We start from the raw sequence: 12,247 nt of genomic DNA on the forward strand, positions 1-12,247 counted from the left end.
CCCCCCCGCCCCCCCCGGCCGCGGGCGGGGGGTCGCGTATTTTTCAACACCCCCCCCCCCCCCCCCCCCGCGCCCCCCCCGCCCCCCCCCCCCCCCCCCCGAGCAGGATCAGCGAGCCGCCGATCAGCAGGCACACGCCCGTCCAGAAACCGGCATCGGTGGCGGTACCGAGCGCCGTCAGCAACAGTGGGCCGCTGAGCTGGCTGAGGGCGTAGCCGGTGCCGTACAAGGCCACCAGACGACCGCGCCATTTCTCCACAGCCAGTTGGTTGATCCAGCTTTCGCCGAGGATGAACACCACGGTCAGCGCCACGCCGATGAGAAGGCGCAGGCCGACCCAGACCGCGTAATTCTGCACCAGCGCCAGCCCGGCCACCGATATCGCACCCAGCAACAGGCAAAGCTGCATCAGCACGGTTGTGCCGAAACGCGCCGCCAGACGCCCGGCCAACAAGGCACCGAGCAGCACGCCGACAGCCGGAGTCGCCGCCATCACGCCTATGGCGAAGGAGTCGTAGCCCCAGCTTTCCAGGCGCAGCGAAACCAGCGGCATGGTAACGCCCAGTGCGAGGCCGATGCTGATGACCGCCGAGCATACGGCGAAATAGGTGCCCCAACGCATTGCCGAGTTCCTTGGTTAACGAGTGGCTGCAAAGACAACGGCCGGACTCCTCTTCAGGGAGCCCGGCCGCAAGTTGGGCGTTTTAAAACAGATCTTCGCCCGGAACCAACTTCGATAAAGATCTCCTGGGCTAAGGCCAGACAAGGCGCCCCGGAGCTTTCAAGCGCAGCGTACGGCAGTACGTGAGCATTGAAAGCGAGGACGCAACGCCGTATGGCCGACGACCAGAAGATCGCCCCGCTATCGTTACAGTTTGATCCAGGTGGACTTCAGCTCGGTGTACTTGTCAAACGCGTGCAGCGACTTGTCGCGGCCGTTGCCGGACTGCTTGAAGCCACCGAACGGCGCCGTCATGTCGCCGCCGTCGTACTGGTTGATCCACACGCTGCCGGCGCGCAGTGCCTTGCCGACCAGATGGGCGCGCGACAGGTTGCTGGTCCATACCGCTGCAGCCAGGCCATAGATGGTGTCGTTGGCGATGGCGATGGCCTCGTCCTGATCGTCGAAGCCAATCACCGACAGCACCGGGCCGAAAATCTCTTCCTTGGCGATGCGCATGGCGTTGTTCACGCCGTCGAAGATGGTCGGCTCGACATAGGTGCCGCCAGTCTCTTCCATCACCCGCTTGCCGCCAGCCACCAGTTTGGCGCCGTCGTCGTGGCCGGCCTGGATGTAGCTCAGCACGTTGTTCATCTGCGTGGTGTCGACCAGCGCACCGACGTTGGTCGCCGGGTCCAGCGGGTTGCCCGGTTTCCAGGCCTTGATCGCCTCGACCACCATGGGCACGAACTTGTCCTTGATGGAATTCTCCACCAGCAGGCGCGAACCGGCGGTGCACACCTCGCCCTGGTTGAAGGCAATGGCGCTGGCGGCAGACTCGGCAGCGGCCTGCAGGTCCGGCGCGTCAGCGAAGACGATGTTCGGGCTCTTGCCGCCGGCCTCCAGCCAGACGCGCTTCATGTTCGACTCGCCAGCGTAGATCATCAGTTGCTTGGCGATCTTGGTCGAGCCGGTGAACACCAGGGTGTCGACGTCCATGTGCAGGGCCAGGGCCTTGCCCACGGTATGGCCGAGGCCAGGCAGCACGTTGAATACGCCCTCCGGAATACCGGCCTCGATGGCCAGCTGGGCGATGCGGATGCCGGTCAGCGGCGACTTCTCGGATGGTTTGAGGATGATCGAGTTACCGGTGGCCAGCGCCGGGCCGAGCTTCCAGCAGGTCATCAGCAGCGGGAAGTTCCACGGCACGATGGCAGCGACCACACCAACCGGCTCGCGGGTGACCAGGCCCAGCTCATCGTGGGCGGTGGCGGCGACTTCGTCGTAGATCTTGTCGATGGCCTCGCCGCTCCAGCGGATGGCGTTGGCGGCGCTGCCGACGTCGATGCTCAGCGAGTCACTGATCGGCTTGCCCATGTCGAGGGTTTCCAGCAGGGCCAGCTCCTGGCCATGCTCTTCGATCAGTTCGGCGAAACGGATCATCACCTTCTTGCGCTTGGCCGGGGCCAGGCGCGACCACACACCGGATTCGAAGGTGGCGCGGGCATCCTTGACCGCCACCTCGGCGTCGGCCTGGTCACAGCTGGCCACCAGGCCGAGCAGGCGACCGTCGACCGGGCTGATGCATTCGAAGGTGGCACCAGACTCGGCAGCCCGGTACTCACCATGGACGAACGCACGGGTTTCGATGGTCAGGGTCTTGGCACGCTGTTCCCAGTCGGCACGAGTCAGGCTAGTCATTCCGGCATCCTCTCAATGGGTGGAAGCGACGCGCATCAGGGCGCGCGCCGTCAATAATTCTGCAAGGCCAGATCGCTGGCCAAATCCTGTTCGCCACACTAAACCAGAGGGCTGTGGCTTTTCAATATTTTTGACATAGGCCGGCAAAAGCCCTTGTCATGTTCGTTTTTTTAAACATAGACTGCTGCCACGACTTTCCCGCGACAGACCCGCTGGTCGCGCGGTTGCCGCCACCGACACCACGGAACAGCCAGATGAACATCGAGCAGATCGTCGACTTCGCCCAGGCCGGCACGGCCGCTGAACACTATCGCCCAGCGCCGGAAAAAGTGCTCAAGGGCGACCCAGAGCAAAGCGTGCGCAACCACTACAGCAGCCCGTGCGGCCAGTTCAGCACCGGTATCTGGGAAGGCGCAGTCGGTCAGTGGACGGTGAGCTACACCGAGCACGAGTACTGCGAGATTCTCCAGGGCGTGTCCGTGCTGCGTGATGCCGACGGCAACGCCAAGACCGTGCGCGCTGGCGACCGCTTCGTGATTCCCGCAGGCTTTTCCGGTACCTGGGAAGTGCTCGAAGCCTGCCGCAAGGTCTACGTGATCTTCGAACCCAAGTAAGCACTTGACTGGAACCTGCCAGGCAGGTTCCCGCCGCCCCGAATCCTGTTGTTGCTTGTCACCCTTTGGCCCGCTAATGCGGGCCTTTTTCTGTGCAGCCGATAGGGCTCGAACGCACAGTTTCGGCGACGGCCGAGCGCATCGCCCCGGCAGCCAGTGCCAACAACGCGAACAGGCAAACAGCGTGATCCATGCTCAGCCTGCTCATCAGCAAACCGAAGACCGGCGCCCCGAGCGTCTGACCGATGGCGATGCTGAGAAAAGCGACGGTGAGCCCGGTCGCAGGCCGCTCGGGAAGCGCCGACACACCCCAGACCAGATAGATGCCACTCAGGGTGATATAGGCCGCGCCAAACAACGCACCGCCGAGCAGTGCCGAAGCGGGCATGTTGCCCATGCCGACCAGTACGATGGCGACCGCCAATGCGCCAAGGCACAGGCGATTCGCCCAGTCCACGCCTAGCCGAGCGATCAGGCTGCCGGCACCTGCGCCAGCGATGCCCGCAGCGCCGATCACCACCCAGAGCAGACCAGAGCCCGCGCTCTCCCAACTCAGGCGCTGCGCGACGATCTGACTGCCGAACGACCACAGCGCCGTGCTGGCCGCGCCCATCAGTAACGAAGCGACGACGAGGCGCTTCAGCGTGATGCTGAACCGCAGCCCGCCCCTGGTGACTGGCGCCCACGAGCGCGGGGTATCGGGCACGCAGAAGTACGCAAACAGCGCCATGGCGAGAGCCGAGCAGGCGAACACGGCATAGGCCAGGCGCCACTCAGCACCGAGCAGCAGCGCGACAGGGCCGCAGAGGATGACCCCGGCACTGGTACCGGCATTGATCAGGGTATTGGTGGCGTCCTGTCGTCGCGGCTCTACCACTGCCGCCACCGCTGCGGCCATGGGTGGGGAAGCCAAGCCGGTACTCATCCCCGCTAGCAACACTGCACCGGCCAGCCAAGCAGCTGTGGGTGCCAGCGCTATACCCAGCATGCCCAAGGCGGCAACCAGCGCCGCGCACAGCGCGACAGCACGAGCGCCAATACGCTCGGTCAATTGTGCGGCCAGGACGATAGCCAGGCAGTAGCCGAGAAAGGAGCCACCGGCGACCAGGCCGCCAACGGCATCCGGCAACACGAGGTCAGCCTCGATCTGTGGCAGGAACAGGCCGAACGCGAAACGCGCAAAACCATAGCAAATGGCGATCAGTCCAAAGCCGGTGGCACCGAGAGAAAAGCCGCGGGTCATTGCCGCGCTCGCTCGACCAGCAGGCTCGCGGCCTTGCGTGCGCTGGCGACGGCATCCAGGCCACGATAGCTGGCTGCAGCCGTCGCCCCCTCGATGAGGATGACGATCTGCTCAACCAGCTCGGCATTGGCGTTCGCTCCGAGCTGACGCGTGAGAATCTGCGCAACCGTCTCAGCGAATCGAGCCTTGTAGGCGAGCACCGCCTCGGTGACTTCCGATACCGCGCTGCCGAGCTCGCCCTGGGCTCGCAGGAACAGGCAGCCGCGCGCGCCCTCTTCGCTCATCCAGCCGGCCAAGGCATCGAACAACGCCTCGACACTGTCGACCTCAAGACGCTGCAAGAAACGCTGCCCACGGGTCATCAGCACCGCGGCAATCAGCTCGTTCTTGCTGCCGGCGTGCTTGTACAACGTCCGGCTGGACATCCCTGCGGCCTGGGCCAGTCGATCCATGCCGGTTGCGCTGAAGCCGTGATAGTCGAACAGATCTTCGGCGGCTGAGATGAGTTTGGTATCTATATTCATGGAGGCCAAGGTAAAACGATCACTTTACCTCGTCAACCATATAGAAAATCCAAGGCAAAAAAAGACCCGCACAAGGCGGGTCTTTTGATGAGCACGCAGGCGCGTGCTCAGCTTACGGCTCAGGCCAGTTCGTCGAAGCACTCGGCAACGATGGCGATGCCTTTCTCCAGTTGCGCGTCAGGGATGGTGACGGGCATCAGGAAGCGGATGACGTTGTAGTAGGTGCCGCACGACAGCAGGATCAGGCCCTTGTCGCGCGCACGGGCGACGATCTTGCCGACCAGTTCGGCAGCCGGCTTGCTGTGGTCACCGCCTTCGAACAGCTCGATGGCGACCATCGAACCCAGGCCGCGCACGTCGCCAATCACCTTGTGCTTCTCGGCAATGGTCTTGAGGCCCGCCTTGAGCTTCTCGCCGACGGCGTTGGAGCGCGCCAGCAGATTCTCTTCGTCGAACACCTTGAGCACGGCCAGGGCCGCGGCGCAGGCGATCGGGCTGCCGGCGTAGGTACCGCCCAGGCCACCGGGGGCGATCTTGTCCATGATCTCGGCCTTGCCGCACACGCCGGAGATCGGAAAGCCGCCGCCAACGGACTTGGCGAAGGTGGTCAGATCCGGCACCACGCCCAGTTGTTCGGTGGCGAAGAAGGTGCCGGTACGGCCTGCGCCGGTCTGCACTTCGTCAGCGATCAGCAGAATGCCGTGCTGGTCGCACAGGGCACGCAGGCGCTGCATGAAGGCTGGGGAGTTGACGTAGAAACCACCCTCGCCCTGCACCGGTTCGATGATGATCGCGGCAATGTCCTGCGGCTGTGCGTCGTTCTTGAACACGCGCTCGATGCTGGCGATGGACTCGTCCTCGCTCACGCCATGCAGCGGGCACGGCGCCTGGGCGCGGTACACGCCAGCCGGCATCAGGCCCATGCCGGCGGAGTACGGCACGACCTTGCCGGTCAGCGACAGGGTCATCATGGTGCGGCCGTGGTAGGCGCCGGTGAAGGCGATCACGCCGGCACGGCCGGTGGCGGCGCGGGCGATCTTCACCGCGTTCTCGACCGCTTCGGAGCCGGAGGTGACCAGCAGGGTTTTCTTGGCGAAGTCGCCCGGTACGCGCTTGGCGATCTCCTCACAGAGCTCGATGTAGGGCTCGTAGGCCAGCACCTGGAAGCAGGTGTGGGTCAGCTTGGTCAGTTGCTCCTGAACGGCAGCGATCACCTTCGGATGCAGGTGGCCGGTGTTCAGCACAGCGATACCGCCGGCGAAGTCGATGTACTCGCGGCCTTCGACGTCCCACACGGTGGCGTTCTCGGCGCGCTCGGCGACGATCGGGTGGATCTGGCCGACGCCGCGCGGTACGGCGGCCTGACGGCGTTGCAGCAGGGATTCGTTGGTCTTGCTCATGGTGTCCTCATGCTCGCCCCCAGCGGGAGGTCGGTTCAGCATGCGATGATCGACTGAACCGAGCCCGCGAGGGACTCAATAGGGTTACGACTTACAACCGGGGCGCCGCACGCTCTTTCGCACCTTGCCCCGTCTTGGAAATCAGCGGATTTCCGAATCAGATTCCACCGAGGCACATGTACTTGATCTCGAGGTAATCCTCGATCCCGTACTTGGAGCCTTCACGGCCCAGGCCGGACGCCTTCACCCCGCCGAACGGCGCGACTTCGTTGGAGATCAGGCCGGTGTTGATACCCACCATGCCGTACTCAAGCGCTTCGGCAACGCGGAACACGCGACCCAGGTCGCGGGCATAGAAGTAGGAAGCCAGGCCGAACTCGGTATCGTTGGCCATGGCGACCACTTCGGCCTCGTCCTTGAAGCGGAACAGCGGCGCCAGCGGGCCGAAGGTCTCTTCTTTAGCAACGGCGGCGGTTTTCGGTACGTCGAGCAGAATGGTCGGTTCGAAGAAGGTGCCACCCAGGGCGTGCGGCTTGCCGCCCAGGGCCAGCTTGGCGCCTTTGCCCACGGCGTCCTCAATGTGCTCCTGAACCTTGGCCACGGCCTTCTCGTCGATCAGCGGACCGGTGGTGGTGCCATCTTCCAGACCGTTGCCGATCTTCAGCTTGCCCACTGCCGCGATCAGCTTCTCGGCAAAGGCATCGTAGACGGCGTCCTGCACGTAGATACGGTTGGCGCAGACGCAGGTCTGGCCGTTGTTGCGGTACTTGGAGATCAGCGCGCCCTCGACGGCAGCGTCCAGGTCGGCGTCATCGAAGACGATGAACGGCGCGTTGCCGCCCAGCTCCAGCGACACCTTCTTGATGTCCTGGGCGCATTCGGCCATCAGCTGGCGGCCGATTTCGGTCGAGCCAGTGAAGGACAGCTTGCGCACGATCGGGTTGCTGGTCAGCTCGCCACCCACTTCACCGGCGCTGCCGGTGACCACGCTCAGCACGCCTTTCGGAATGCCGGCGCGCTCGGCCAGCTCGACCAGAGCCAGGGCGGAGAACGGGGTTTGCGAAGCCGGCTTGATCACCATGGTGCAACCAGCGGCCAGCGCTGGGCCTGCCTTGCGGGTGATCATCGCGGCAGGGAAGTTCCACGGGGTGATGGCCGCAGTGACGCCGATCGGCTGCTTGATCACGATCAGGCGCTTGTCCGGCTGATGACCAGGGATCACATCGCCGTATACGCGCTTGGCCTCTTCGGCGAACCACTCGATGAAGGAAGCGGCGTAGGCGATCTCGCCCTTGGCTTCGGCCAGCGGCTTGCCCTGCTCCAGGGTCATCAGACGGCCCAGGTCATCCTGGTTTTCCATCAGCAGCTCGAACCAGCGACGCAGCTTGTTCGCACGCTCCTTGGCAGTCAGCGCACGCCAGGCCGGCAGAGCCTTCTCGGCGGCCTCGATGGCGCGGCGGGTTTCAGCGCGGCCCATCTTCGGAACATGGCCGATGATCTCGCCAGTGGCCGGGTTGTTCACGGCAATGGTCTGACCGCTGTCGGCGTCCAACCACTGGCCATCGATATAAGCCTGTTGGCGCAGCAGCTGGGGGTCTTTCAGTTGCATGGCAGTCTCCTTCAGTTCCGGCGCCCGGGCGTCGGCGTAAGTCGTTGGAGTCACGGGCAGAGCCCGCAAGGCAGAAAAGGGAGCCGTGCGGGGCCTGGTAATGGATTCAGAGCCGTTGAACGCGCGAGGGTTCAGAATGACCGAACACGCCGTTTGAAATCTCAAACGAATCCTAGGATCGGCAGGGGTAAAGGGCAATAGGCGACCAAGCAAAATCCATAAAATAATGGCAAAAACTTCTGAAACTAAGGTTCAGACGGCTCAAAAGTGTAAAGTCCGTTCTGAATAATGCACACTCATGCAGAATGGACGCTAACCGCCGAGATGCGTATGATTGCGCCCCGCAACGCACTCGTAGCTCAGCTGGATAGAGTACTGCCCTCCGAAGGCAGGGGTCGTGGGTTCGAATCCCGCCGGGTGCGCCATATAAATCAAGCACTTACAGAAATATCACTCATGGATTCCACAAGCCGTGGGTGCATGGTGGGTGCAGCAAGAATAGAAATGCCCCGGACTGAATTGCTCAGGCGGGGCTTTTTTGTGCTTAGACGCTGGCGAGGTTGCTTGAAGGCAGGCGCTCGTAGCGCGAACGAGTGGCAGCAAAACCAGCGAAAGGCCCCGTATCAATCTCTTGATACGGGGCCTTTGTCGTAATAGAGGAGCGGGCCATGCATAGCTGCGAGCTTTGTTCCCAACTCCCTTGGTATCTGCTTCGCCACCCCGCTCAAGATGACGCCTGCATCCATCTACCCTATCTCAGCCATATTGCACATATATTAATGTGCTTGTAGAATATAAAAATGTGCCTAGAGGGCTTTCGACTGTATCTTTCCTGGCCATGACCTATGAAGAGTTTCAACGCCAGCTGGGGAAGGCAGGCATCAGCGTTAAGGAGTTTGCCGGGTTGCTAGAGATGAATCGCAACTCGATTACAAACTGCTCTGTACGCGGTGAAGTCCCATCCCACATTGCAGTCATCGCAGCCTTGATGGCTGAAATGGCGGATCACCAACTCGACTTCAAAAAAGCGCTGTCTCGTATTGATATTGCGCCGAAGAAGCCACGGGGCGCGGGGGTAAGAGGTACGTTTGGCGGAAGCCATCAAACCCCTCTCACTCTCAGCCTGGATTAGCGAGGACTCGTAATGAGTAGCATCGAATTATTTGCAGGGGCTGGCGGGCTCGCCATGGGCATGACCCGTGCGGGGTTCCAGCACTCTGCCGTTATTGAGTGGAATGGCGATGCCTGCCAAACGATTCGTGATAACCACGCTCATTACGTTGAGGCGGGCCAAGAGTTCCTTCTTTTTGAAGGCGATGCGCGGGCTTTCGATTTCGCGCCATATGCCGGTGATGTCGAAGTAATTTCTGGCGGCCCTCCCTGTCAGCCTTTCTCCCTCGGGGGGAAACACGCAGGCAACCTTGACGATAGGGACATGTTTCCTACGGCAGTCCAAGCAGTCCGTGAAACGATGCCCCGCGCATTCATCTTTGAGAATGTAAAAGGCCTCTTGCGTCAGAGCTTCGCTAGCTACTTTGAGTATGTTTACCTACAGCTCAGCTACCCAGACATCCCTAGAAGGCAGGACGAAAGCTGGACTCAACATCTTGCGCGTCTGGAAGGACTGCATACGTCGGGAAGGGTGACACCCACCTACCACGTGGTATTTCGTCTATTGAATGCGGCTGACTACGGTGTCCCGCAGAAGCGCGAGAGGGTGTTCCTTGTTGGGTTTAGGGCAGATCTAGGAGTCCGGTGGTCTTTTCCTGAACCTACCCACTCAGAAGATGAGCTGCTTATCTCTAAATGGGTCACAGGCACATATTGGGACGAGCATGGGATCAGGGCGCGCTCCCGACCTCGCCCCCCAGAAAAACTGACTAAACGCATCTCTCAGCTAGCCGCCTCATTAGAGACTAGGCAGCGGCTGCAGCGTTGGATGACGGTTAGAGACGCCATTGCAGGTCTTCCCGACCCAGAGCAACCAGCTCTGCAGCACGTGCCCAACCACACATTCAACCCTGGCGCTCGATCTTATCCGGGGCATACCGGCAGCCCATTAGATGAGCCGGCCAAGACCCTGAAAGCGGGTAATCATGGCGTCCCGGGCGGGGAGAACATGCTAGTCCGTCCTGACGGCACCGTGCGTTACTTCACTGTCCGGGAGGCGGCGAGAATCCAAACCTTCCCAGACGACTATGTTTTCCACGGGTCTTGGTCTGACACGATGAAGCAGCTTGGAAACGCTGTGCCCGTTCGTTTAGCCGAGGTTGTTGCCTCATCTGTGGCCGCAGCATTAGCAGGGCAGCGTTAGCTTCCCCTTCTCTCATTCGAAGATATCGGCATAATCTCTCAAAAGGAGAGATTATGCCGACTCGTCAATGCTTTGAAGAACTGGAATTCGACCTGCCATCGGCGCTCCTCAGCCAGCTAGTGTCGCTTTTTGATGAGATGCCCGAAGGCCCCTTAGAAGCAGCAGCCGTCCAGGCCATTGATGATGCTCAAGGCGTTTATCAGCTCTTTTTCAATGGCACGCTCGTGTACATCGGAAAGACTGATGCTGAAGCAGGGCTTCGCGCGCGGTTGTTGCGCCACTCTACGAAGATCCGCTCACGTCGCAATCTGGCTCATGACACCATTGGATTCAAGGCCGTGCGGGTCTTTGTATTCACGGCAATGGATCTTGAAGAACTGCTCATCAAGCACTACAAGGCTAGCCATACCCCTCCAACATGGAACCTGAGTGGATTCGGCTCTAACGACCCAGGCCGAAACCGTGATCACACAATCCTTAAACCGGATCATTTCGATAAAAAATATCCAATCGATCTGGATTTGGTGGTTGAGCTGGCCACAACAGATGGCAGGGCCTCAGCAGCAGACCTATTGACGCAGCTCAAAGGACAGCTGGCTTACAACATCAGATTTGAGGGCAAAACAAGCAAGTCGAAACACCCGCACCCTGACCTAGAAGCGGCAAAAGTTTGGCTACCGACCAGCACAGATACAGTCATGAACATTCTGCGCAGAATCAAGGCGGCGCTTGGATCTGAATGGCAAATCACGGCCCTCCCTGGCTATGTGATCGCCTACCGCGAAAATACGACTTACAAGGAAGGGCTCACGATTGAGCCGATATAGTTAGATTTGCGCTATGTCGCATTCCAGAGGCGTTTAACCGTGCTCAAGCTGATCTCAAGCTCGGCAGCCACTTGAGATTGCGACATGTTGCGCTCCTTTAGCGCTTGTACCTGTTCAGATGATGCTTTTGCAGGGCGCCCCAGAGCCTTCCCCTCTGCCTTTGCACGCTCAAGACCTGCCTGAGTGCGCTCAATTAGCAGATCCCTCTCGAATTGAGCTACTGCCGCGAGAACGGTCATTGTCATCTTGCCTGCTGGGCTAGTCAGGTCAACGCCGCCAAGAGCCAGGCAGTGAACCTTTATACCCATACCCTCTAGCCGCTGCACGGTACTTTGCACATCGATCGCATTTCGCCCAAGCCTGTCCAGCTTGGTCACCACAAGTACATCGCCAGACTCCATGCGGTCTAGCAGCGTGTTGAAGCCTTTACGCTCACTACTACCGGTACTGCCAGAAATAGTCTCCTCAATGCAGCGCTGGGGCTGAATATCGAAACCTGCACATTTGATCTCTTGAACTTGATTCTCTGTGGTTTGGCCTACGGTAGAAACTCGGCAGTAGGCAAAGGTCCGGGACATGGCTGAGCCCTGTATGGGTGTCAAAAACGTAGGCTCATTATCAGGTCGGTATCATAATTAGTCAACCCTATTATTTGACACCTTTCTGAGATTCAATTCCAGCGGTGCCAAAAACGGTCGTATATGACCCCTTGTGCTTAGCGATTGAATCATATCGAATGATTGCCACTACCTGCCCCCTGAAAAGCCTAAGCTATGGCCAGGGTGTATATCAGTTCCTACGAAAGATTGCGCCATAGCTTGTTTTAGTTAATTGATATTGAATATTTATTAAGGATTATCACTATGTCAAAAAGGATGCTGGTTTTTCTAGCTTTCACGGGCGCAAGTAATGCATATTCCAGCACCGCAGTAGAGTATTCTAAAGATAATGCGGTTATTTCAGTTAAAGCAACTGGTAACTCAGTTGCATTTAATATCAATTCGTCAGTTGATATGCATGCGTGCGAGATTAATGAAGTCGCAACCATGATTGACGATAGCAGGGCTGCGTACACCTCAAGCGACCCGGAGGATCAATGTACGGTGCTGCTAACGCTTACTGATGATGCGCTGAAGGTAACTACCCAGTCCTGCGAAAGCTATTGCGGGATGGGTGCCATTGGCTCAATGGATGGCTTGTACAAAAGTTCAGCCTCTCAGGCTATGCCAGTAAATATAGCTTCCGGAGGCGGGAGGGGCAGCAACCTGCCTATGGCAGGCGGCGGCAAAAACTGAGTGCAACACCTGACCTTTCCGGTACGGTGCTGCCCCTATGTCTTATACCGAACTCAGCG

11 protein-coding genes, 1 tRNA gene and 1 pseudogene are annotated in these 12,247 nt (G+C 60.0%); 6 read left to right on the plus strand and 7 right to left on the minus strand.

What is annotated here, in order from left to right:
• Positions 1-87: 87 nt before the first annotated feature.
• Together EGJ86_RS12035 and EGJ86_RS12040 are read right to left on the minus strand one after the other, a co-directional pair.
• Positions 88-622 (minus strand): annotated as a pseudogene (locus EGJ86_RS12035) (MFS transporter); the annotation flags it as partial.
• A gap of 246 nt (positions 623-868) precedes the next feature.
• On the minus strand, positions 869-2,362 hold the full coding sequence (locus EGJ86_RS12040; protein ID WP_125835253.1) for an aldehyde dehydrogenase: 1,494 nt from the start codon (positions 2,360-2,362) through the stop codon (positions 869-871).
• Between the two features lie 254 nt (positions 2,363-2,616).
• On the opposite strand from EGJ86_RS12040, the gene EGJ86_RS12045 reads away from it, so the two are divergent.
• Positions 2,617-2,976 carry a cupin domain-containing protein gene (locus EGJ86_RS12045; protein WP_036999879.1) on the plus strand — a complete coding sequence of 120 codons (360 nt, stop codon included), beginning with the start codon at positions 2,617-2,619 and terminating at the stop codon, positions 2,974-2,976.
• Positions 2,977-3,049: 73 nt separating this feature from the next.
• Here the strand turns inward: EGJ86_RS12045 and EGJ86_RS12050 are convergent, their stop codons facing one another.
• The 4 genes from EGJ86_RS12050 to gabD all read right to left on the minus strand — a co-directional run bounded on the left by EGJ86_RS12050 (position 3,050) and on the right by gabD (position 7,752).
• Positions 3,050-4,219 carry an MFS transporter gene (locus tag EGJ86_RS12050; protein ID WP_125835254.1) on the minus strand — a complete coding sequence of 390 codons (1,170 nt, stop codon included), beginning with the start codon at positions 4,217-4,219 and terminating at the stop codon, positions 3,050-3,052.
• A complete protein-coding gene (locus EGJ86_RS12055) occupies positions 4,216-4,743 on the minus strand; it encodes a TetR/AcrR family transcriptional regulator (RefSeq protein ID WP_125835255.1) in 528 nt (175 codons plus the stop codon). The genes EGJ86_RS12050 and EGJ86_RS12055 overlap by 4 nt, the downstream gene beginning before the upstream one ends.
• Before the next feature lie 119 nt (positions 4,744-4,862).
• The gene (gabT, locus tag EGJ86_RS12060; protein WP_125835256.1) at positions 4,863-6,143 is read right to left on the minus strand and encodes a 4-aminobutyrate--2-oxoglutarate transaminase; all 1,281 of its coding nucleotides are present in this window, start codon (positions 6,141-6,143) and stop codon (positions 4,863-4,865) included.
• A 157-nt stretch (positions 6,144-6,300) separates the two neighbouring features.
• On the minus strand, positions 6,301-7,752 hold the full coding sequence (gabD, locus tag EGJ86_RS12065) for an NADP-dependent succinate-semialdehyde dehydrogenase (RefSeq protein WP_125835257.1): 1,452 nt from the start codon (positions 7,750-7,752) through the stop codon (positions 6,301-6,303).
• Positions 7,753-8,100: 348 nt separating this feature from the next.
• On the opposite strand from gabD, the gene EGJ86_RS12070 reads away from it, so the two are divergent.
• The 4 genes from EGJ86_RS12070 (at position 8,101) to EGJ86_RS12085 (ending at position 10,893) form a co-directional block, all read left to right on the plus strand.
• Positions 8,101-8,177 (plus strand) — tRNA-Arg (locus EGJ86_RS12070).
• Between the two features lie 413 nt (positions 8,178-8,590).
• On the plus strand, positions 8,591-8,884 hold the full coding sequence (locus EGJ86_RS12075; RefSeq protein WP_125835258.1) for an XRE family transcriptional regulator: 294 nt from the start codon (positions 8,591-8,593) through the stop codon (positions 8,882-8,884).
• Positions 8,885-8,896: 12 nt separating this feature from the next.
• On the plus strand, positions 8,897-10,066 hold the full coding sequence (locus EGJ86_RS12080; RefSeq protein ID WP_125835259.1) for a DNA cytosine methyltransferase: 1,170 nt from the start codon (positions 8,897-8,899) through the stop codon (positions 10,064-10,066).
• 53 nt (positions 10,067-10,119) lie between these two features.
• Positions 10,120-10,893 (plus strand): GIY-YIG nuclease family protein, encoded by a 774-nt coding sequence (locus tag EGJ86_RS12085; protein WP_125835260.1) that lies wholly within the window; start codon positions 10,120-10,122, stop codon positions 10,891-10,893.
• An 11-nt stretch (positions 10,894-10,904) separates the two neighbouring features.
• Here EGJ86_RS12085 and EGJ86_RS12090 read toward each other — a convergent pair whose 3' ends face one another.
• Positions 10,905-11,471, minus strand: a complete 567-nt coding sequence (locus EGJ86_RS12090; protein WP_125835261.1) for a recombinase family protein — start codon at positions 11,469-11,471, stop codon at positions 10,905-10,907.
• Positions 11,472-11,756: 285 nt separating this feature from the next.
• On the opposite strand from EGJ86_RS12090, the gene EGJ86_RS12095 reads away from it, so the two are divergent.
• Complete coding sequence (locus EGJ86_RS12095) at positions 11,757-12,188, plus strand: hypothetical protein (RefSeq protein ID WP_125835262.1); 432 nt, start codon at positions 11,757-11,759, stop codon at positions 12,186-12,188.
• Positions 12,189-12,247 lie beyond the last annotated feature (59 nt).

Origin of the sequence: Pseudomonas sp. o96-267 (assembly GCF_003935465.1) — a bacterium.
GTDB lineage: Bacteria > Pseudomonadota > Gammaproteobacteria > Pseudomonadales > Pseudomonadaceae > Aquipseudomonas > Aquipseudomonas sediminis.

Bases quoted from the DNA above. Each gene is read 5' to 3' on its own strand.
- EGJ86_RS12040 (WP_125835253.1), bottom strand. From the start codon at position 2,362: ATGACTAGCCTGACTCGTGCCGACTGGGAACAGCGTGCCAAGACCCTG.
- EGJ86_RS12045 (WP_036999879.1), top strand. From the start codon at position 2,617: ATGAACATCGAGCAGATCGTCGACTTCGCCCAGGCCGGCACGGCCGCT.
- EGJ86_RS12050 (WP_125835254.1), bottom strand. From the start codon at position 4,219: ATGACCCGCGGCTTTTCTCTCGGTGCCACCGGCTTTGGACTGATCGCC.
- EGJ86_RS12055 (WP_125835255.1), bottom strand. From the start codon at position 4,743: ATGAATATAGATACCAAACTCATCTCAGCCGCCGAAGATCTGTTCGAC.
- gabT (WP_125835256.1), bottom strand. From the start codon at position 6,143: ATGAGCAAGACCAACGAATCCCTGCTGCAACGCCGTCAGGCCGCCGTA.
- gabD (WP_125835257.1), bottom strand. From the start codon at position 7,752: ATGCAACTGAAAGACCCCCAGCTGCTGCGCCAACAGGCTTATATCGAT.
- EGJ86_RS12075 (WP_125835258.1), top strand. From the start codon at position 8,591: ATGACCTATGAAGAGTTTCAACGCCAGCTGGGGAAGGCAGGCATCAGC.
- EGJ86_RS12080 (WP_125835259.1), top strand. From the start codon at position 8,897: ATGAGTAGCATCGAATTATTTGCAGGGGCTGGCGGGCTCGCCATGGGC.
- EGJ86_RS12085 (WP_125835260.1), top strand. From the start codon at position 10,120: ATGCCGACTCGTCAATGCTTTGAAGAACTGGAATTCGACCTGCCATCG.
- EGJ86_RS12090 (WP_125835261.1), bottom strand. From the start codon at position 11,471: ATGTCCCGGACCTTTGCCTACTGCCGAGTTTCTACCGTAGGCCAAACC.
- EGJ86_RS12095 (WP_125835262.1), top strand. From the start codon at position 11,757: ATGTCAAAAAGGATGCTGGTTTTTCTAGCTTTCACGGGCGCAAGTAAT.